At 63.7% G+C, this 19,143-nt stretch carries 18 protein-coding genes; 10 read left to right on the forward strand and 8 right to left on the reverse strand.

Annotation, left to right across the window (positions count from 1 at the left end):
* Positions 1–74: 74 nt before the first annotated feature.
* Positions 75–551: a cyclic pyranopterin monophosphate synthase MoaC gene (gene moaC, locus PQQ51_RS00980; RefSeq protein WP_408494011.1), complete on the reverse strand. Its 477-nt coding sequence runs from the start codon at positions 549–551 to the stop codon at positions 75–77.
* A gap of 142 nt (positions 552–693) precedes the next feature.
* Between moaC and PQQ51_RS00985 the strand changes: the two genes are divergently transcribed.
* Complete coding sequence (locus PQQ51_RS00985; protein WP_408494013.1) at positions 694–2,409, forward strand: M48 family metalloprotease; 1,716 nt, start codon at positions 694–696, stop codon at positions 2,407–2,409.
* Positions 2,410–2,428: 19 nt separating this feature from the next.
* On the opposite strand, the gene PQQ51_RS00990 is transcribed toward PQQ51_RS00985, so the two are convergent.
* The 7 genes from PQQ51_RS00990 to PQQ51_RS01020 all read right to left on the reverse strand — a co-directional run bounded on the left by PQQ51_RS00990 (position 2,429) and on the right by PQQ51_RS01020 (position 9,046).
* Positions 2,429–3,031 carry a DUF2946 family protein gene (locus PQQ51_RS00990; protein WP_408494014.1) on the reverse strand — a complete coding sequence of 201 codons (603 nt, stop codon included), beginning with the start codon at positions 3,029–3,031 and terminating at the stop codon, positions 2,429–2,431.
* Positions 3,024–4,169, reverse strand: a complete 1,146-nt coding sequence (locus PQQ51_RS00995; RefSeq protein ID WP_408494016.1) for a YheT family hydrolase — start codon at positions 4,167–4,169, stop codon at positions 3,024–3,026. Before PQQ51_RS00995 ends, PQQ51_RS00990 begins: the two co-directional genes overlap by 8 nt.
* A 57-nt stretch (positions 4,170–4,226) precedes the next feature.
* Complete coding sequence (locus PQQ51_RS01000) at positions 4,227–4,673, reverse strand: nuclear transport factor 2 family protein (protein ID WP_408494017.1); 447 nt, start codon at positions 4,671–4,673, stop codon at positions 4,227–4,229.
* A 378-nt stretch (positions 4,674–5,051) separates the two neighbouring features.
* Positions 5,052–6,092, reverse strand: coding sequence for a phage tail sheath family protein (locus tag PQQ51_RS01005; RefSeq protein ID WP_408494019.1), 1,041 nt, complete (start codon positions 6,090–6,092; stop codon positions 5,052–5,054).
* 474 nt (positions 6,093–6,566) lie between these two features.
* Complete coding sequence (waaF, locus tag PQQ51_RS01010; protein ID WP_408494020.1) at positions 6,567–7,592, reverse strand: lipopolysaccharide heptosyltransferase II; 1,026 nt, start codon at positions 7,590–7,592, stop codon at positions 6,567–6,569.
* A gap of 288 nt (positions 7,593–7,880) precedes the next feature.
* On the reverse strand, positions 7,881–8,075 hold the full coding sequence (locus PQQ51_RS01015; RefSeq protein WP_408494021.1) for a zinc-finger domain-containing protein: 195 nt from the start codon (positions 8,073–8,075) through the stop codon (positions 7,881–7,883).
* Positions 8,076–8,122: 47 nt separating this feature from the next.
* Positions 8,123–9,046, reverse strand: coding sequence for a branched-chain amino acid transaminase (locus tag PQQ51_RS01020; protein ID WP_408494022.1), 924 nt, complete (start codon positions 9,044–9,046; stop codon positions 8,123–8,125).
* Positions 9,047–9,329: 283 nt separating this feature from the next.
* On the opposite strand from PQQ51_RS01020, the gene PQQ51_RS01025 reads away from it, so the two are divergent.
* The 9 genes from PQQ51_RS01025 to PQQ51_RS01065 all read left to right on the forward strand — a co-directional run bounded on the left by PQQ51_RS01025 (position 9,330) and on the right by PQQ51_RS01065 (position 19,117).
* Complete coding sequence (locus PQQ51_RS01025; RefSeq protein ID WP_408494023.1) at positions 9,330–10,076, forward strand: AzlC family ABC transporter permease; 747 nt, start codon at positions 9,330–9,332, stop codon at positions 10,074–10,076.
* Positions 10,073–10,396, forward strand: a complete 324-nt coding sequence (locus PQQ51_RS01030; protein ID WP_408494024.1) for a branched-chain amino acid transport AzlD family protein — start codon at positions 10,073–10,075, stop codon at positions 10,394–10,396. Before PQQ51_RS01025 ends, PQQ51_RS01030 begins: the two co-directional genes overlap by 4 nt.
* A 295-nt stretch (positions 10,397–10,691) precedes the next feature.
* Positions 10,692–11,885, forward strand: a complete 1,194-nt coding sequence (locus PQQ51_RS01035) for a phosphoglycerate kinase (protein WP_408494025.1) — start codon at positions 10,692–10,694, stop codon at positions 11,883–11,885.
* Positions 11,886–12,345: 460 nt separating this feature from the next.
* Positions 12,346–13,782: a pyruvate kinase gene (gene pyk / locus PQQ51_RS01040; protein WP_408494027.1), complete on the forward strand. Its 1,437-nt coding sequence runs from the start codon at positions 12,346–12,348 to the stop codon at positions 13,780–13,782.
* A 349-nt stretch (positions 13,783–14,131) separates the two neighbouring features.
* Positions 14,132–15,196: a class II fructose-bisphosphate aldolase gene (gene fba, locus PQQ51_RS01045; RefSeq protein WP_408494029.1), complete on the forward strand. Its 1,065-nt coding sequence runs from the start codon at positions 14,132–14,134 to the stop codon at positions 15,194–15,196.
* 131 nt (positions 15,197–15,327) lie between these two features.
* On the forward strand, positions 15,328–16,218 hold the full coding sequence (locus PQQ51_RS01050) for a phosphoribosylaminoimidazolesuccinocarboxamide synthase (protein ID WP_408494031.1): 891 nt from the start codon (positions 15,328–15,330) through the stop codon (positions 16,216–16,218).
* A gap of 31 nt (positions 16,219–16,249) precedes the next feature.
* Positions 16,250–16,768 carry a 5-(carboxyamino)imidazole ribonucleotide mutase gene (purE, locus tag PQQ51_RS01055; protein ID WP_408494033.1) on the forward strand — a complete coding sequence of 173 codons (519 nt, stop codon included), beginning with the start codon at positions 16,250–16,252 and terminating at the stop codon, positions 16,766–16,768.
* 89 nt (positions 16,769–16,857) lie between these two features.
* A complete protein-coding gene (locus PQQ51_RS01060; protein ID WP_408494035.1) occupies positions 16,858–18,054 on the forward strand; it encodes a 5-(carboxyamino)imidazole ribonucleotide synthase in 1,197 nt (398 codons plus the stop codon).
* A 10-nt stretch (positions 18,055–18,064) separates the two neighbouring features.
* Entirely contained in the window at positions 18,065–19,117 is a 1,053-nt protein-coding gene (locus PQQ51_RS01065) for an L-threonylcarbamoyladenylate synthase (protein WP_408494037.1), read from the forward strand.
* The last annotated feature ends 26 nt before the right edge of the window (positions 19,118–19,143 follow it).

Raw genomic sequence — 19,143 nt, forward strand, 5'->3', positions numbered from 1 at the left:
ATGGGCGGCAGGAACCTGTCGTGCTCGCCGATGCGAGATGTGAGGGATTCTTTGCGTGACTGCATCGACCGGCTTTAACCCGCCACCCAATCCCCCGACTTCCCACCATGCTTCTCCAGCACTTTCACGTCGGTGATGGTCATCCCCCGATCCACTGCCTTGCACATGTCGTACACCGTCAGCAAACCCACCTGCACGGCGGTGAGCGCTTCCATCTCCACACCCGTTCGCCCAAGCGTCTCCACCTGCACCGTGCAATGCACGCCAGGCAGTGTTTCATCGAGTTCGAAGTCCACTTTGACGCGCGTCAGCGCGAGCGGATGACATAGCGGAATCAGATCGGCGGTGCGCTTCGCGCCCTGGATCGCGGCGATACGGGCGATGCCGATCACGTCGCCCTTTTTGGCGTTGCCGTCGCGAATCAGCGCGAAGGTGTCCGGCAGCATGCGAATCGAACCGCGCGCGAGCGCAATACGCTTCGTCTCCTGTTTGCCGCCGACATCCACCATATGCGCCTGTCCGGCGGCATCGAAATGAGTGAGTTCAGGCATGGTCGGGCTCCTTCAGAGGGCGCCATCATAGCAGCGTGGCAGAGCGGGCCGGGATGATTACAATTGCCCTATGCCCGCTATCTTAGTCCGAGCGGCGGGCCTCGCTTTTCGACCTGGTACTATCGACCTCGCCAACCTCGCGATGCGTTCAAAACGGATTCTTGCCGCGTTGTTATCCGCCGCGCTGATCGCGCCGCCGGGCGCGTTCGCGCAAACGCCCAGGAGCCCGCCCACGAGTCTCGCGCTCAACATGCCGTCCGCGGAACCGCCGCTCGAAAGCGGTCCGATCGAATCCTTCGCCGACCCGATCGTGCCGCCCGACATCGCGCGCGGCGTATTCGGCGTGTACGGCGGCGCGCAGAGCCGCTTCTCCGGCAACACGGGCGTGAGCGGCAACTGGCGCACGCCGATCGTCACGCAGCAATTGCCCGATCTCGGCAACGGCGGCTCCAGTTCGCTCACGCCGCAAGCCGAACGCAAACTGGGCGAGCGTGTGATGCGCGAACTGCGCCGCGACCCCGACTATCTCGACGACTGGCTGGTGCGCGACTACCTGAACTCGATCTCCGCCAAACTGGCCGCGGCGGCGAGCGCGCAATACCTCGGCGGCTATCGTCCGGACTTCGACCTGTTCGCCGTGCGCGATCCGCAGATCAACGCGTTTTCGTTGCCGGGCGGCTTCATCGGCGTGAACACCGGTTTGATCGTCACGACGCAGACGGAATCCGAATTGGCGTCGGTGCTTGGCCACGAGATGGGCCACGTATTGCAAAGGCATATTTCGCGGATGATCTCGACCGGCGAACGCAGCGGCTATGCCGCGCTTGCCGGCCTCCTGTTCGGCGTGCTGGCGGGCGTCCTCGCGCATAGCGGCGATCTCGGCAGCGCGATTGCGATCGGCGGTCAGGCGTACGCGGTCGACAACCAGTTGCGCTTCTCCCGCTCCGCCGAACACGAAGCGGACCGCGTCGGCTTCCTGCTGCTGGCCGGCGCCGGCTACGACCCGTACGCGATGTCGAGTTTCTTCGGCCGTCTCGATCGCGCGGCGATGAGCGACACGGGCATCCCGGCCTACGCGCGCACCCACCCGCTGACGGGCGAGCGCATCGCCGACATGGAAGACCGCGCGCGCCGCGCGCCCTACCGGCAGCCGCGTCAGTCGTCCGAATACGGTTTCGTGCGGGCGAGGGCGCGTTTGCTGCAAGACCGTTCGCGCGGCGAATACGCGGATGAGATTTCGCGCATGCGCTCTGAAATCGAAGATCGCACGGCGGTCAACGTCGCCGCCAACTGGTATGGCATCGCGTATGGACAGTTGCTGCTCGAGCGCTATGACGAAGCGTCGTCGTCGTTGATGAGCGCGCGCGGCGCTTTTGTGGCCGGCGAGCGCAGCGAGGGCGACGCGACGCGCAGTTCGCCGAGCCTCGACGTGCTGGCCGCCGACATCGCGCGGCGCGCCGGCCGCGACGACGAAGCGGTGCGTCTGGCCGCGCTGGCGCAGCAACGCTGGCCGCAGTCGAACGCTGCTATCGATATGCATATCCGGACGCTGCTCACGTTGCGCCGCTTCACGGACGCGCAAGCGCTGGCCTTGCAGGAGACCCGCGCGCATCCTGATCAGCCGGACTGGTGGCTCTATCTCGCGCAGGCCAGTGCGGGCAGCGGCGATGCGTTGACGCGGCATCGCGCGTTGGCCGAGAAATTCGCGCTCGACGGCGCGTGGCCGTCCGCGATCCGGCAGTTGAAGGAAGCGCGCGATATGAAGACGATCGGGTACTACGATCTCGCGACGGTCGACGCGCGGCTTCATGAAATGGAAAACCGCTATCAGGAAGAGCGGCTCGACGAGAAAAGTTAGGTTGCCTGAGGGCGATCGCTTAGCTCGCGGTCTTGCCGCTTGCCCGGTCAGCCGGGCTGGCGACGAACCCGAAGCGCTCGCCCACTTCCGCCTGCCGGATGCTCTGGATCGGCAGTACCTGACCGCGCCACGTGAATCCTCCGCTCGCCGCGCCGTCGTCGGCGATTTCCGCGTGTTCGGAGAACACACCCAGATCGTGATCGTGCAAAACCGCGACTCGCAGCGGCTTGGCTTCATCGCTGCGACCTTCGGTGAACAGAATGCCGCCTTCGTCGTCGATGAACACGGCCGAAGGCTCGAAAGCACTGCCCGCCTGATCGCTCAACGAGAGCAAGCCGTCGGCGGCTGCGGACAACCTGACCACCCACGGCGTATAAGCCAGCTCGACATACACCCGCTGCGGCCCGTTCTGGAAGAACCACTGTCCGCGCTCATCGGCGTCGTAATTCCGGTTGATGAAGCCGAGCAACGCTTCATGCCGGATCGGCTCGCCGAGCGCGCCGCTCGCCTGCGCGGCCTCGTCCCGCATGCGCCAGTTGCCGCGCCGGTCGAGCAGCAGCCAGCCTGTGCAACTCGGGACGTTCGGCCATTTGGCCAGTGCCTGCCTGACGATGTCATCCATGATCGATGTGCCGCTCCAGATAGCCGAACACGCGCCGCGAGAGCCAGTCGATGCGGCCCGGAAACGGGCCGGTCATAAAGCCGGCGTGGCCGCCGTGTTTGGGTTGATCGAGTTCCACAGTAGCCGACACTTCGTGCCGGGACGGTAAAACTTCCGCGGGCAGGAACGGGTCGTTGCGCGCGTTCAGCACCAACGTGGGCACGGCGATTCCGGGCAGCAAAGGCCGCGTGGTCGCGGTGCTCCAGTAGTCGTCGGTATTGCGGAAACCGTGCAGCGGCGCAGTCACCACGTTGTCGAATTCGTACATCGTGCGGCTTGCGATCATTGCGTCGCGATCGAACAGGCCGGGGAACTGCACGAGTTTCTGCGCGGCTTTCTGCTTGAGCGTTTTCAGGAAGCTGCGCGTATAGATCATGCCGAAGCCTTGCGACAACGCGCGGCCGCCCGCGTGCACGTCGATCGGCGTGGAAATGGCCGCAGCCGCCGCGATCACCGAAGCCGCGTCCTCGCGCCGCTCGCCGAGCCAGCGCAGCAGCACATTGCCGCCGAGCGACACACCCGCTACGACGATCGGGCCGCGATGCGTGGCGCGCAAACGCCGCAGCACCCAATCGACCTCGTCGCTGTCGGCGAGGTGATAGAAGCGCGGCATCAGATTCAGCGAGCCGCTGCAACTGCGGAAGTGCGGCACCACACCGTGCCAGCCGGCGTTGCGCGCGGCGGCCATCAAGGCCAACGCATAGTGCGAAGTCGAACTGCCTTCGAGGCCATGGAACAACACGAACAGCGGCGCATCGGGCGCGGGAAGTTGGGGCGCGGCGGCAGGCAATGCCGATGGCGCGGCCGATGAGCCGTCGTGCACGACCCAGTCGAGATCGATGAAGTCGCCGTCCGGCGTATCCCAACGCTCGCGCCGGAAACTGACCGCCGGGCGGCGCGCGAACAGCGACGGGACGATGGTCTGCACATGCCGGTTCGGCAACCATAGCGGCGCGCGATAAAGCAGGTCGACGCTCGCCTCGACGGCCGCTGCCGCCGCGCGCACCGCGCCGGACGAAGCGGACGGGTCGGGGGGCGTCGCCCGGCTGCCCGCCAGGGCTTCCTGCGAAGCGGGGGAGTTCCTGCGAGGCGTGCTCATGCGTGCGCTAAAGCAAAAGAATAAAACAGGTGAAGCACGGCAAACGACGCCCGCGCTTTAGTGCAGCGACCCTTGGCCATGGCGCATTTTCGTGGCGAACTGGCTGGCGGTCTCGTTCGGCATCGGGCTCGCGTGAATATGCGCGATGCGCCATTCGCCGCGTTCGTGGACCATCACGTAAGTCGTGAACACCATGTTGGGTGCGGCTTTCGGATCGACCGGCCGATGCACTTCGGCAATCGCGTAGACGACCGTGCCGAGGCTGTCGTACACGCGGATATCGAGCGGCTCGATCGAAACCGGCGCGGTTTCCAGCTGGATCTGCAAGCCCGTGCGGATGCTCTCGAGCCCGTGCAGGTGCGAGCCGTCCGCACAAATGCAACTGACGAACTCTTCATCGATCCACAGGCCCATCAAGCTGTCGATATTTACCTCGGCGACTGCCTGGTAATAGGCGTTCAGCGTGTCAGCGGCGGCTTCGAAGATATGGGCAAAACGTGGCATGGCTCGTCAGTCTCTTGTGCGCGGCGCGCGGTTGCGGGGCAGCGGTCAGCGGGACAGTCCGGAGCACCGGACAATCGCTTCCAGAACGCGAGAATGCCCGCGCCGCGAGGCGTGAACATGACGCAACGCGTTGAGGGGCGTGCGGTGTTGCGTGTCTGCAATCGATTTGCAGGGACCCGTGCAGAATCAGGCCATTGTACCTGTGGAGGTTGGCGCTTGGGGTCTGGGTGGCGAATGACGGTTGCTGCGGATTAAGTGAGGGTGCGCGCGAGGGTCGCGTTGGGAGCAGGTTATGGCGAGGGAGGCAGGCGTGCCGGATTCATTCAGCGGGCCAACGGGCGTTGGCCGCGGTCGAATCTGCCGACGGTGAGCACGGAATCATGCAGGCACTACGTCTTGGGTGAATTGCAAAATAATGAACTCCGCAGGGCGCGTAGCGGCCATTCCGACTTGAACGATCATCTGACCTTGCGCGATGTCGTCGGCGGACATCGTGATGTCTTTGCCGATCTTGACGAAATAGGCTTGCTGTTCGGTTGTGCCGACCAATGCGCCTTGTCGCCATAAGCCGTACAGGTAGTTGTTGATCGCGGAGCGTACCTTTTCCCAGGTGGGTTGGTTATTTGGCTCGAAAACCATCGACCGCAACGAGGTTTTTATGTCTCTTTCTGCGCTGTTGAACAGGCGTCGTACTGAGATATAGCGCCATTCGTCGCTGTCTTCCAGCGTTCGTGCGCCCCAGACGAGGAGCCCGCGATCGTCGATTTGGCGGATCATGTTGATCGCCTTGCCCGTGTTGTATTTGCCCTGAAGATCATCAGTGACGATGTATTGCGGAGTGTAGCCGGCTGGTAAAGCAATATTGGCAGGTGCCTTCCATATGCCGCGTGTGCGATCGGACACGCAATACATACCTGCCATTACGATGGCTGCTGGAATGTTTCCTGCGTTCCAGGGCGCTTTGAGCCACGGATAATAAGTGGCAGCAAAAGGCGTTTCGGGGTAGTCGCTCGCTGCCGTGCTGTTGGTGATTTCAGTCGCGGGTCTGTCAAGAAGAGCAAACAAACCTCTACCAGGCTGACAGAGTGCGGCGACATCGCTGTTCATGTCGTGTTTTCTGGCGTTAACCAGGAGTGTCACGTCATCGTGCTTGGGCACCTCGGTTAAAAAATCTTTATAGGACACAACGTAGCAGGGTCCGCCACCACATTCGAAATAAGAATGCATGTCAATATCGTCATCTCCATTCGTATCGTTGTGGGATAAAAAATCGGCATAACTATTCAGCTTTTGCGCTGCACCGGCTGGCCATCCCTCCAGTCCAATTATCGGAACGGTAGTTTCATTTGAGTAAACAACGGGAGAGGTTGAGGTTATTTCTTTAACGTATACACCGGGGTAGCTGGTTGGATCGGACACTTTAAGTACTCCAGATATTGAATGTAAAGCCGATGATTGCGCGAATCACAGAAAGGCCGGCACCTGTAATGATCTTCGTTCGGGTTATTGGGAATATCTAATCGTAAAATACTGGTGGAAGAGCGCGGGCGCAAGAATTATTTTATCTGGATTGTTCGGAAAGTCGATTTGAAAATTGTAATTCTATTTAAATCCGAAACAGTCGAAATAATCGGTGTCTTTATTGCGGATTGCAACTATGTTGCGGATTCGTGGCCACGTAATCCGTAAATGTAATGCCGGGAGTGTTTCAGAGACCCGTGGGCGAACGGTTTCGCTGCTGTCGGCATTCCGGCCGTGGAGATTCGACCCGGCGCACCGAGCGTGCGCCGTCTGCCAAGTCGGTCAAGTTTGCAGTTCGTTCGCGGACCTGGAGCGCTCTGTAGAGATTGAACCGGAAAGCGCTGACCCTATGCTGCGTCAGCACCCCCACATTCACCGCTGCGCCAGCAACATCCCCCGCAAATCGCCAAACACCTGTTCGGCGCTCAACTGCTTGAGACAGTTCAAATGCCCAAGCGGACACTCCCGCTCAAAACACGGGCTGCATTCCAGATGAAGCCACTGCACCTTCGCCAATTCCGACAACGGCGGCGTGTGGCGCGGATCGGTCGACCCATACACGGCCACCAGCGGCCGGCGCAACGCAGCGGCCACATGCATCAGCCCGGAGTCGTTGGTGACCACCGCATTAGCCCGCGAAATCAGCGTACAAGCCTCGCCGAGCGCGGTCTGGCCGCACAGATTGCGCACATTCGGCGCTTTCTCGGCGATTGCCTGCGCGAGCGGCGCATCCTTCGGCGAACCTAACGCGACGATCTGCGTATACGGAAACGACTGCCCGACCATCTGCGCGAGCGCCGCGAAATGCTCCGGCGGCCAGCGCTTCGCCGGACCGTACTCGGCACCCGGACAAAACACCAGCAGCGGCACGCGCGTATCCAGATTGAAGCGCGCCGACACGCGCGACGCTTCGTTCAGGTCGGCGTCGAGCCGCGGCATCGGCAGGTCGTCGGGAATCCTGGCGCCGGGCGCGTACGCGAGGGCGGCGTAGTGGCCGACCATCGGCGGGCGCTCGTCCTTGCGCGGATTCGCGTGACGCACGTTCAACAGGCCGTAGCGGCTCTCGCCGGTGTAGCCGATGCGCAGCGGAATACCCGCCATCCACGGAATTAGCGCCGATTTGAGCGAGTTCGGCAGCACATAGGCAGCGTCGTAGCCCACATCGCGCAAATCGCTCGACAGTTGCCAGCGGCGCAGCATCTGCAGCTTGCCGTGCGCGAGGTCGGTCGCGTAGACGTCGCGAATCTCGGGCATGCGTTCGAGCACGGGCGCGACCCACGAGGGCGCGACCGCGTCGATCACGATGCGCGGATGCAATTTCACGAGGCGCGCAAACAGCGGCTGCGCCATCAATGCGTCACCGATCCAGTTCGGTGCGATAACCAACGCGCGACGCATCAGAGTGAGTGTCCGGTGTCGAAACGAAACGCCGCGCATGTCGTATGCGCGGCATTCGGATAGGTAAAAGGGAAGGAGCCGCGAGCCGGGAGACGCGAGTCCGGTAAAACCGGAAGCGCGTCTGCGCCGACGGCCAGCATGCAATGCGCTCGCCCGCTCGCCATGGGCCGCCGCATGCGCGAAACCGGCCGGTGCAACGAAGCACCGGCCCAGACAGCGGGCAGCAGAACGGTCGGCAAATCCGGCAAGCCGCGTTGCACGCGATCAGCGCTCAGTGTTCAGGTCCAATCAATGACCTCTGACCACTTCGCCGTCGCGCAGCTTGTACCGCGTGCCGCAATACGGGCAACGCGCTTCGCCGTGCGTGACATCGATAAACACACGCGGATGCGCGCTCCAGCGCGCCATGGCCGGGTTCGGACAGTACGCCGGCAGGTCTTTCGCCGACAGTTCGACCAGCGGCATTTCCTTGATTTCGCTCATGTGGACTTTCTCGTTGTATGCAGGGTGCGTGCGTTGCGCGACGTGCGTCAGATTTTGGTGAGCCAGTGCGCGTACTTGTCGCTCTTGCCGTTCACGATATCGAAGAAGCCCGATTGCAGCTTCTCGGTGATCGGGCCGCGTGCGCCGGAGCCGATCGTGCGGTTGTCGAGTTCGCGGATCGGCGTGACTTCGGCGGCGGTGCCGGTGAAGAACGCTTCGTCGCAGGTGTAGACCTCGTCGCGCGTGATGCGCTTTTCGATCACCTGAATGCCGGCGTCGCGCGCGAGCGTGATGACCGTGTCGCGCGTGATGCCGTCGAGGCACGACGACAGATCCGGCGTGTACAGCTTGCCGTTGTTCACGAGGAAGAAGTTCTCGCCCGAGCCTTCCGACACGTAGCCGTCCACGTCGAGCAGCAGCGCTTCGTCGTAACCGTCGGCGATCGCTTCCTGGTTCGCGAGGATCGAGTTCACGTACCAGCCGGACGCCTTCGCGCGAACCATCGACACGTTCACATGATGGCGCGTGAACGACGAGGTCTTCACGCGGATGCCCTTGGCGATGCCGTCTTCACCGAGGTAAGCGCCCCACGGCCACGCGGCGATCGCCACGTGAATGGTGTTGCCCTTGGCCGACACGCCGAGCTTTTCCGAGCCGACCCAGATGATCGGGCGCAGATAGCAGGACTCGAGCCTGTTTTCGCGCACGACTTCGCATTGAGCGGCGGCCAGCGTTTCGTGGTCGAACGGCACGTCCATCTGGAAAATCTTGGCCGAGTTCAACAGGCGCTTGGTGTGCTCCTGCAGACGGAAAATCGCGGTGCCGCCGTCGGCCGTCTTGTACGCGCGGACGCCCTCGAAAACGCCCATGCCGTAGTGCAGGGTATGGGTGAGCACGTGGATCTTGGCGTCGCGCCAGTCGATGAGCTTGCCATCCATCCAGATCTTGCCGTCGCGGTCGGCCATTGACATACGGTTCTCCAGCAGGAATTTTGTGGGTGCCCCAAACCCGCGCGCTTGCGTCAGGCCCCCGAGGGGAAAGAAAACCAGGGCGGCCCGGCAGTTTCTTTTTGAGGTGTAGGGTGAAGGCCGTTATTTTAGCGTCTTTTGCACATGAAACGGGCATTTGGCCGCACGCCGGGCGCTATAATTCGGCGCACGCATAATTCAAATCCGGATGCGCCAGCGGGTGCTTGACGACCTGGCGCCGACTTCCCATCGTTGCGGCGCGCCTCGCGCCGATGCGTTTCGCCTCATGCTCTCTCGCCTGTCAGACATCGATCGCCGCGCCTTCCGACAGGGGGCACGCGACTATTCGCCCACGCTGATGGCGATTCTCTCGTGGGGGCTCGTCACCGGCATCGCGATGAGCAAGTCGGTGCTCACGCTGCCGCAGTCGCTCTCGATGTCGCTGCTGTGCTACGCCGGTTCGTCGCAACTGGCCGTGTTGCCGCTGCTCGCGGCCAAATTGCCGATCTGGACCGTGCTGCTCACCGCGGCCATGGTCAATACGCGTTTCGTGATCTTCAGCGTCGGCCTCGCGCCGCATTTTTCCTATCTGCCGATGTGGCGGCGCATCCTGCTCGGCTACTTCAACGGCGACGTGATCTATCTGCTGTTCCAGAAGAAAAGCTTTGCGACCGGTCACGTGCCGGGCAAGGAGGCGTACTTCTGGGGGATGGCGAGTTGCAGCTGGGTGTCGTGGCAGGCGTCGTCGATTGCCGGCATTCTGCTCGCGAGCCTGATTCCCGATAACTGGGGCCTCGCGCTCGCGGGCACGCTCGCGCTCCTGCCGATCATGGTGTCGGCGATCGCCACGCGCTCCACGCTGGTGGCGGTCGGCATTGCCGGCGTCGTTGCGCTGCTCGCGTTCGATCTGCCATACCGGCTCGGCCTGCCGCTCGCGGTGATCGCCGCGATCCTCGCCGGCAGCGCGGCCGATCTGATGGTCGAGCGCGCCGATCTGCGCCGCATCCGTAGTAACGCCGGAGATTCCCGATGACTTCCACGCAAATCTGGATCGCGATTGTCGGCATGACCTTCGTCACCGCCGTGACACGCGCGATGTTTCTAATCGGCGGCGAGCGCACGGTGTTGCCGGCGCGGGTCCAGCGCATGTTGCGCTACGCGCCCGCCGCGGCGCTGGCGGCGGTCGTGCTGCCCGACGTGCTGTCGACTCCGGACGGGTTGTCGTTCGCGCCGTCGAACCACGAGTTCTACGCGACGCTGGCGGGTCTCGTGTGGTTTTTGTGGCGCCGCACCATGCTCGGCACGATTGTCGTCGGGATGGTGGTGTTCACGCTGCTGCGGCTCTTCATGTGATTGGCCGAGTGGCAAATGTTGCATTGCGGCAAGCGTGGCGCTATCCGCCGCGCCTCCATCAGGCAACCATCAAATACGGGACATTCGCCCGCCGGCGGGTCAGAAGGGAGTGGGGATCAGTTAAAATGCTCGTTTCCGGGATAAGCGCGCAGCAGCACCGCGCGAGCGCCGCGGCCCACGCCGCCGGCCCCCGATTCAGTGGAGCCGCTGCCATGTCGAAGCGCTGGAGTCCGTTGCGCTGGCTGGCGGCGCGTCGTCCGCCACCGCCTTCCCATCAACTCGCACACAAACGCCCATGAACAAGGTATTGCGTCTCTCCGATCTGATCGCCGAAGGCAAACTGTCCGGCAAGCGCGTGTTCATCCGCGCCGATCTGAACGTGCCGCAGGACGACCAAGGCAACATCACCGAAGACACCCGTATCCGCGCCTCCGTGCCGGCCATCAAGGCCGCGCTCGACGCAGGCGCCGCCGTGATGGTCACCTCGCACCTGGGCCGCCCGACCGAAGGCGCGTTCAAGCCGGAAGATTCGCTCGCGCCGGTCGCGAAGCGTCTGGCCGAACAGCTCGGCCGCGATGTGCCGCTGGTCGCGAACTGGGTCGAAAACGGCGTGAACGTGGCGCCGGGCCAGGTCGTGCTGCTGGAAAACTGCCGCGTCAACCAGGGCGAAAAGAAGGATTCCGACGAGCTCGCGCAGAAAATGGCGAAGCTCTGCGACATCTACGTGAACGACGCGTTCGGCACCGCGCACCGCGCGGAAGCCACCACCCACGGCATCGCGAAGTACGCGCCGGTCGCCTGTGCCGGTCCGCTGCTGGCCGCCGAACTCGAAGCGCTCGGCAAGGCGCTGGGCGCGCCGAAGCGTCCGCTGACGGCGATCGTCGCCGGTTCGAAGGTGTCCACCAAGCTGACCATTCTGAAATCGCTGGCCGACAAGGTCGATCAGCTGATCGTAGGCGGCGGGATCGCCAATACGTTCATGCTGGCCGCGGGCCTCAAGATCGGCAAGTCGCTCGCCGAAGCGGATCTGGTGGAGGAAGCGCGCGCCATCATCGAAGCGGCGAAAGCCCGCGGCGCGTCGGTGCCGATTCCGGTCGACGTGGTCACCGCGAAAGAGTTTTCGCCGACCGCCAAGGCCGAAATCAAGGCCGTCGCCGACGTTCAAGACGACGACCTGATCCTCGACATCGGACCGGAAACCGCGAAGGTACTGGCCGCGCAACTCGAAAAAGCCGGCACGATCGTGTGGAACGGCCCGGTCGGCGTGTTCGAATTCGACCAGTTCGGCAACGGCACGAAAACGCTGGCGGACGCGATCGCGAAGTCGTCGGCATTCTCGATTGCCGGTGGCGGCGACACGCTCGCGGCCATCGCCAAATACGGGATCCACGACAAGATCAGCTATATCTCGACGGGCGGCGGCGCCTTCCTCGAGTTCCTCGAAGGCAAGAAGCTGCCGGCGGTCGAAGTTCTGGAATCGCGGGCTTAACGTGGCAACGCGCTCCCCAACGGCAAAGTCTGCAAAAGCGCGCGGCGCGAAGTCGCCGCGCAACACCGCGGCTGCAACGAGTGGGGAGCGCGCGGCGCGCTCCGCCGCCGCTCCAGGCGCGGCCGAAGCCGAAGTCATCGCTCATCGGCAGGAACCCGGGTCGCCCGGCGAGTCCATCGAGTCAATCGAGCCCGTGGAGTCGACCACTGCCGGTGCGGCAGCGAACTTGCCCGGCACGAACGCCGCGCAAGCCGTGCTGGCGTCAGCAGAACTCCCGGACGGCGAAATTACGCTCGCCCCTCCATCGGCCTCTCCGGTGCTGGTATCGAACACCGCTTCACCCCATAAAGCGACGCTGGTTTCAACCGGCGCGCAACCCCTGGCAGCATCTTTCGGTGCGCAGCCTCCGCATCCGACTCGCAGCGCTTATCCCAGCGATCCTATCCAGACGAGGAGACTCATGCATCGCGCCACCAAGATTGTCGCAACCATCGGCCCGGCTTCCAGTACGCCGGAAATCCTGCTGCAAATGATTCAGGCAGGTCTCGACGTGGTGCGGCTCAATTTCTCGCACGGCACCGCCGACGACCACCGCCAGCGCGCCGAATTCGTGCGCGAGGCGGCCCGTCAGGCTGGCCGTGAAGTCGCCATCATGGCCGATCTGCAAGGCCCGAAGATCCGCGTCGGCAAGTTCGAAAACGGCAAGATCACGCTGGTCGCTGGCGAGCCGTTCATTCTCGATGCCGACTGCGAACTCGGTAACGAACAACGCGCCGGCCTCGACTACAAGGATCTACCGCGCGACCTGAAAGCCGGCGACGTGCTGCTGCTCAACGACGGTCTGATCGTGCTGAACGTGGCCCGCGTGATCGGCAACGAGATCCACACGATCGTGAAGATCGGCGGCGAGCTGTCGAACAACAAGGGCATCAACCGCCAGGGCGGCGGCCTGTCGGCGCCGGCGCTGACCGCGAAAGACATGGAAGACATCCGCACCGCGATGTCGCTCGGCGTGGATTTCGTCGCCGTGTCGTTCCCGAAGAACGCCACCGACATGGAAATGGCTCGCCAACTGGCGAACATCGCCGGCGCGCCGTTCGGCATCAAGCCGAAGATGATCGCGAAGATCGAGCGCGCGGAAGCGATTCCGGCGCTGCAAGGCATTCTCGACGCGTCGGACGGCATCATGGTCGCGCGCGGCGACCTGGCTGTGGAAGTGGGCAACGCCGCGGTGCCGGCGCTGCAAAAGCGCATGATCCGGATGGCGCGCGAATCGAACAAGTTCGTGATCACCGCGACCCAGATGATGGAGTCGATGATCTACGCGCCGGTGCCGACCCGCGCTGAAGTGTCGGACGTCGCGAACGCGGTGCTCGACGGCACGGACGCGGTGATGCTGTCGGCGGAATCGGCGGCGGGCAAGTATCCGGTGCAGACGATCGAAACCATGGCGGCGATCTGTATCGAAGCCGAGAAGTCCGAGCAGTCGGAACTGGACAAGGATTTCCTCGACCGCACGTTCACGCGGATCGACCAGTCGATCGCGATGGGCGCGCTGTTCACGGCGTTCCATCTCGGCGCGAAGGCGATCGTCGCGTTGACGGAATCCGGCTCGACCGCGTTGTGGATGTCGCGCCACTGGACCCACGTGCCGATTTTCGCGCTGACGCCGCGGGTCGGCAGCGAACGGGCGATGGCGTTGTACCGCAACGTGACGTCGCTGCATCTCGATACCAACACCGACCGCGATACGGCATTGCAGCAGGCGTTGGAGACCGTGGTGAGCAAGGGTTATGCGTCGCGCGGCGATATGGTGGTGCTGACGGTCGGCGAGCCGATGGGGCAGGCTGGTGGCACCAATACGCTGAAGATCGTGCGGGTGGGTGAGCCGTATTGATTGGGTGGTGGTTTTGCGTGGGGCTGGAGTAGGCGCTGAAGCGCTAGCTCTGGTCGACTCGCTTTGCGTGGGGTCAGAGTAGGCGCTAAAGCGCTAACTCTGGCCGACTCGCTTTGCATGGGACAGAAGTAAGCGCTAAAGCGCTAACTCTGGCCGACAGGCACGGCTCGGATCGGGTGAAGCGTTGCTGTGATGCCCCGCGAGAGGCGGCGCACAGACTTCAATCGCGCATCGAAGGACACTGCGCTTTAAAGACTGCGCGCAAACGGGCTGGCAGTTTGCTTCGCGATCGGATCGCCATAAAAAGATGCCGACGACAAAGATTTCGTTTCAATCTATGGAGTTTTAGATGCCTCTCGTATCAATGCGTCAACTGCTGGACCATGCCGCCGAAAGCGGCTATGGCATTCCGGCATTCAACGTGAACAATCTGGAGCAGGTGCAGGCGATCATGGCGGCGGCCGACAAGGTCAACGCGCCGGTCATCATGCAGGCGTCGGCCGGCGCGCGTAAGTACGCGGGCGAGCCGTTCCTGCGTCATCTGATCGAAGCGGCGGTCGAGTCGTATCCGCATATTCCGGTCGTGATGCACCAGGATCACGGCCAGTCGCCGGCGGTCTGCATGGCCGCGATCCGCAGCGGTTTCACCAGCGTGATGATGGACGGCTCGCTCGAAGCCGACGGCAAGACGGTCGCCTCGTACGAATACAACGTCGACGTGTCGCGTAAAGTGGTGGAAGCGGCGCACTCGATCGGCATCACGGTGGAAGCGGAACTGGGCGTGCTCGGTTCGCTGGAAACCATGAAGGGCGACAAGGAAGACGGCCACGGCGCGGAAGGCACGATGACCCGCGAGCAACTGCTGACCGACCCGGAGCAGGCCGCCGACTTCGTCAAGCAGACGCAGTGCGACGCACTGGCCATCGCGATCGGTACGTCGCACGGCGCGTACAAGTTCAGCAAGAAGCCGACGGGCGATATCCTGTCGATTCAGCGCATCAAGGAAATTCACCAGCGCATTCCGAACACGCACCTGGTGATGCACGGTTCGTCGTCGGTGCCGCAGGACCTGCTCGCTGAAATCCGCGAATTCGGCGGCGACATGAAGGAAACCTACGGTGTGCCGGTCGAAGAAATTCAGGAAGGCATCAAGCACGGCGTGCGCAAGGTCAACATCGACACCGACCTGCGTCTCGCGATCACCGGCGCGATCCGCCGCTACATGGCGACCAACCCGGGCAAGTTCGATCCGCGCGATTACCTGAAGCCGGCGCGCGAAGCGGCCATGAAGATCTGCATCGAGCGCTTCACGCAATTCGGCTGCGAAGGCCAGGCCGGCAAGATCAAGCCGGTTTCGCTTGATAAAATCGCGGAGAAGTACAAATCGGGCGAGCTCGCACAGGTTGTCCGCTAAGCTATAAGTAAGCTCAGGCCTGGCCGAAAGGCCAGGTTGTCGTTAGACCGCCGTTCCCGCATCATCCGGGGAACGGCGTTTCCCTTTTGTTCCGGCCATACTTTTTGCCCCATTTTTAGCGAACCACGACGATGTCTACCCTTTACGAATCCACGCTCCGCTCGCTGCCGCTGCTCGGCCGCGGTAAAGTCCGCGACAACTATGCGGTGGGCAACGACCAGTTGCTGATCGTCACAACCGACCGGCTGTCGGCGTTCGACGTCATCATGGGCGAGCCGATTCCGAATAAGGGCCGGGTGCTCAACGAAATGGCGAACTTCTGGTTCGACAGGCTCAAGCACGTGGTGCCGAACCACCTGACGGGCGTCGCGCCCGAATCCGTGGTGGCGGCGGACGAAGTCGAGCAGGTGAAGGGCCGCGCGGTGGTGGTCAAGCGCCTCGAGCCTATCCTCGTCGAAGCCGTGGTGCGCGGCTATCTGGCCGGCAGCGGCTGGAAAGACTACCAGGCCACCGGTTCGGTATGCGGCGTGGAACTGCCGCCGGGCCTGCAAAACGCGCAGAAGCTGCCCGAGCCGATCTTCACGCCGGCAGCCAAGGCCGAAATGGGCCATCACGACGAGAACATCACCTACAACGAGATGGAACGCCGGATCGGCACCGAACTGTCGGCCACGATCCGCGACATCTCGATCAAGCTGTACAAGGAAGCGGCCGACTACGCGGCCACGCGCGGCATCATCATCGCGGACACGAAGTTCGAATTCGGTCTGGACAACCACGGCAAGCTGTACCTGATGGACGAGGCGCTGACCGCGGATTCGTCGCGATTCTGGCCGGCCGATCAGTACCAGGTCGGCACCAACCCGCCGTCGTTCGACAAGCAGTTCGTGCGCGACTGGCTCGAAACCCAGCCGTGGAAGAAAGAACCGCCGGCGCCGAAGCTGCCGGACGACGTCGTCACGAAGACGGGCGAAAAGTATCAGGAAGCGCTCGAACGCCTGACCGGACAGAAGCTCGCTTAAGTGCGTCGACCAGAGAGAAGGAAGCCGTAACATGAGTGAAGCTCAAACCGCCCATACCCATGCGGCGCCGGTCGTCGGCGTGCTGATGGGCTCCAGTTCCGATTGGGACGTGATGAAGAACGCGGTCGCGATTCTGCAGGAATTCGGCGTGCCGTACGAAGCGAAGGTGGTGTCCGCGCACCGCATGCCCGACGAAATGTTCGCGTACGCCGAAAGCGCGCGTGAGCGCGGCATTCGCGCGATCATCGCCGGTGCCGGCGGTGCCGCGCACCTGCCGGGCATGCTGGCCGCCAAAACCACGGTGCCGGTGCTCGGCGTGCCGGTCGCGAGCAAGTATCTGAAGGGCGTGGATTCGCTGCATTCGATCGTGCAGATGCCCAAGGGCGTGCCGGTCGCCACCTTCGCGATCGGCGAAGCGGGCGCGGCCAACGCGGCGCTGTTCGCGGTGTCGATCCTGAGCGGCACGGGCACCGACTATGCGGAGAAGCTCGCAGCGTTCCGCGTGCGCCAGAACGAAGCGGCCCACGCGATGGCGCTGCCCGCGCTGTAAGCGCGACAATTTTTAGACGTCCCCTGTCTGACCCCCGGCCGGGTGTTTCGCATGAAGGCATGCGTATCCGGCCGCGACCGACCACTAAGATGAACCCAGACAACACACCGGTTTCACCGATTCTGCCCGGCGCATGGCTTGGCATGGTCGGTGGCGGCCAGCTTGGCCGCATGTTCTGCTTTGCCGCCCAGGCGATGGGCTACCGCGTCGCCGTGCTCGATCCGGACGAAACCAGTCCGGCGGGCGCGGTGGCCGACCGCCACATCCGCGCGGCTTACGACGACGAAGCGTCGCTGACCGAACTCGCTCGCCTGTGCGCGGCGGTGTCGACCGAATTCGAGAACGTGCCGGCCGCGAGCCTCGATTTCCTCGCGAAAACCACCTTCGTGAGCCCGGCCGGCCGTTGCGTCGCCGTCGCGCAAGATCGTATCGCCGAGAAGCGCTTTATCGCGTCGTCGGGCGTGACGGTGGCGCCGCATCTGGTGATCGAGTCGTCGGACGCGCTCGCCGCGCTCGACGACGCGAAGCTCGACGCCGTGCTGCCCGGCATTCTCAAGACCGCGCGCATGGGCTACGACGGCAAAGGCCAGATCCGCGTACGCAACGCCGAGGAAGTGCGCGCGGCGCATGCGTCGCTGGCCGGCGTGCCGTGCGTGCTGGAAAAGCGTCTGCCGCTGAAGTTCGAGGTGTCCGCGCTGATCGCGCGCGCGGCGAACGGCGCATCGGTGGTGTATCCGCTCGCGCAGAACACCCATCGCGACGGCGTGCTGTCGCATACGATCGTCCCTGCGCCGGACGCGAGCCCGACGCTGGTCGAGCAGGCGCAACAAGCCGCGCTGCAGATTGCCGACAAACTCGGCTATGTGGGCGTGCTGTGCGTCGAGTTCTTCATTCTCGAAGACGGCTCGCTCGTCGCCAACGAAATGGCGCCGCGTCCGCACAATTCCGGTCACTACACGGTGGATGCCTGCGCGACCAGCCAGTTCGAACAGCAGGTGCGCGCGATGACCGGCATGCCGCTCGGCGACACGCGCCAGCATTCGCCGGCGGTGATGCTGAACATCCTCGGCGACGTCTGGTTCCCGGACGGCCCGAAGGGCGCAACGCTCACGCCGCCGTGGCACGAAGTCGCGGCGATGCCGGCGGCGCGTTTGCATCTGTACGGCAAGGAAGAGGCGCGTTGCGGCCGCAAGATGGGTCACGTGAACTTTACGGCCGCGACGCTCGAAGAAGCGCGCACGGCCGGCCGCGATTGCGCGCGGCTGCTGCATATCGTCACGAGCTGATACGCACGCCATGCCCGAGCAAAACAAACCTGCCGAAGCCGGCGCGCCGCGCGTCTTGTCCGTGAGCGCCGAGCAGATCGCGCACGCGGCGGCGCTGCTCGACGCGGGCGGTCTCGTCGCGTTTCCGACCGAGACCGTGTATGGGCTCGGCGGCGACGCGGAAAGTCCGGACGCGGTCGCACGCATCTATGCGGCGAAGGGAAGGCCCGCGAATCATCCGGTGATCGTGCATCTGGCGCCGCAGGGCGATCCGAACTATTGGGTCGACCAGTTGCCGGAGCAAGCGCAGCGTCTGATCGACGCGTTCTGGCCAGGGCCGCTTACGCTGATTCTGAAGCGTGCGGCGCGGATTAATCCGGCGGTGAGCGGCGGGCAGGATTCGGTGGGTTTGCGCTGTCCGTCGCATCCGGTTGCGCAGGCGCTGCTCGAAGCGTTCAGCGCATTGCGCGGCGGACATGGCGGGGTGGCGGGGCCGTCGGCGAACCGCTTTGGGCATGTCAGTCCCACCACTGCGCAGCACGTGCGCGACGAGTTCGGCGGTGCGATCCACGTGCTGGACGGCGGCGCGTCGGATGTCGGGATTGAATCGACGATTCTGGATTTGTCGCGTGGTTTTCCCGCGTTGTTGCGGCCGGGGCGTGTGACGCCGCAAGACATCGCCGACGTGCTCGGCGAAGCGCCGCGTTTGCCGGACGGTTCGGATGCGACTGCGCCGCGAGCGTCCGGAACGTTGAAGGCGCACTACGCGCCGCGCACGCCGCTCGCGTTGTTGCCGTTCGCTGCGCTCGAGCCGTTGCTCGCCACGCGCGAAGCGGGCGAGCGTGTCGCGCTGGTCGCGCGGGCGTCGCGTGCCGGGCATTGGGCCGATGCCGACGGCGTGCATTTCATCGCCGCGCCGGAAGACCCCCACGTCTATGCGCGTGAGTTGTATGGCTTGCTCAGAGCGCTGGACCGCGAGAACGTCACGCGCATTCTGATCGAGAAGCTGCCCGACACCATCGAATGGATCGCGGTCAACGATCGGCTTGGGCGGGCTGCCGCAGCTTTTGAGTCACAAGGGTAGAAGGGTAGGGCAGCCGATTTCGCGTG

Source organism: Paraburkholderia xenovorans (genome assembly GCF_046030735.1).
GTDB lineage: Bacteria > Pseudomonadota > Gammaproteobacteria > Burkholderiales > Burkholderiaceae > Paraburkholderia > Paraburkholderia xenovorans_A.

What these genes read in the sequence shown, in the direction of transcription:
- moaC (WP_408494011.1), bottom strand. Translation starts at nt 551, where the DNA reads ATGCCTGAACTCACTCATTTCGATGCCGCCGGACAGGCGCATATGGTG.
- PQQ51_RS00985 (WP_408494013.1), top strand. Translation starts at nt 694, where the DNA reads ATGCGTTCAAAACGGATTCTTGCCGCGTTGTTATCCGCCGCGCTGATC.
- PQQ51_RS00990 (WP_408494014.1), bottom strand. Translation starts at nt 3,031, where the DNA reads ATGGATGACATCGTCAGGCAGGCACTGGCCAAATGGCCGAACGTCCCG.
- PQQ51_RS00995 (WP_408494016.1), bottom strand. Translation starts at nt 4,169, where the DNA reads ATGAGCACGCCTCGCAGGAACTCCCCCGCTTCGCAGGAAGCCCTGGCG.
- PQQ51_RS01000 (WP_408494017.1), bottom strand. Translation starts at nt 4,673, where the DNA reads ATGCCACGTTTTGCCCATATCTTCGAAGCCGCCGCTGACACGCTGAAC.
- waaF (WP_408494020.1), bottom strand. Translation starts at nt 7,592, where the DNA reads ATGCGTCGCGCGTTGGTTATCGCACCGAACTGGATCGGTGACGCATTG.
- PQQ51_RS01015 (WP_408494021.1), bottom strand. Translation starts at nt 8,075, where the DNA reads ATGAGCGAAATCAAGGAAATGCCGCTGGTCGAACTGTCGGCGAAAGAC.
- PQQ51_RS01020 (WP_408494022.1), bottom strand. Translation starts at nt 9,046, where the DNA reads ATGTCAATGGCCGACCGCGACGGCAAGATCTGGATGGATGGCAAGCTC.
- PQQ51_RS01025 (WP_408494023.1), top strand. Translation starts at nt 9,330, where the DNA reads ATGCTCTCTCGCCTGTCAGACATCGATCGCCGCGCCTTCCGACAGGGG.
- PQQ51_RS01030 (WP_408494024.1), top strand. Translation starts at nt 10,073, where the DNA reads ATGACTTCCACGCAAATCTGGATCGCGATTGTCGGCATGACCTTCGTC.
- PQQ51_RS01035 (WP_408494025.1), top strand. Translation starts at nt 10,692, where the DNA reads ATGAACAAGGTATTGCGTCTCTCCGATCTGATCGCCGAAGGCAAACTG.
- pyk (WP_408494027.1), top strand. Translation starts at nt 12,346, where the DNA reads ATGCATCGCGCCACCAAGATTGTCGCAACCATCGGCCCGGCTTCCAGT.
- fba (WP_408494029.1), top strand. Translation starts at nt 14,132, where the DNA reads ATGCCTCTCGTATCAATGCGTCAACTGCTGGACCATGCCGCCGAAAGC.
- PQQ51_RS01050 (WP_408494031.1), top strand. Translation starts at nt 15,328, where the DNA reads ATGTCTACCCTTTACGAATCCACGCTCCGCTCGCTGCCGCTGCTCGGC.
- purE (WP_408494033.1), top strand. Translation starts at nt 16,250, where the DNA reads ATGAGTGAAGCTCAAACCGCCCATACCCATGCGGCGCCGGTCGTCGGC.
- PQQ51_RS01060 (WP_408494035.1), top strand. Translation starts at nt 16,858, where the DNA reads ATGAACCCAGACAACACACCGGTTTCACCGATTCTGCCCGGCGCATGG.
- PQQ51_RS01065 (WP_408494037.1), top strand. Translation starts at nt 18,065, where the DNA reads ATGCCCGAGCAAAACAAACCTGCCGAAGCCGGCGCGCCGCGCGTCTTG.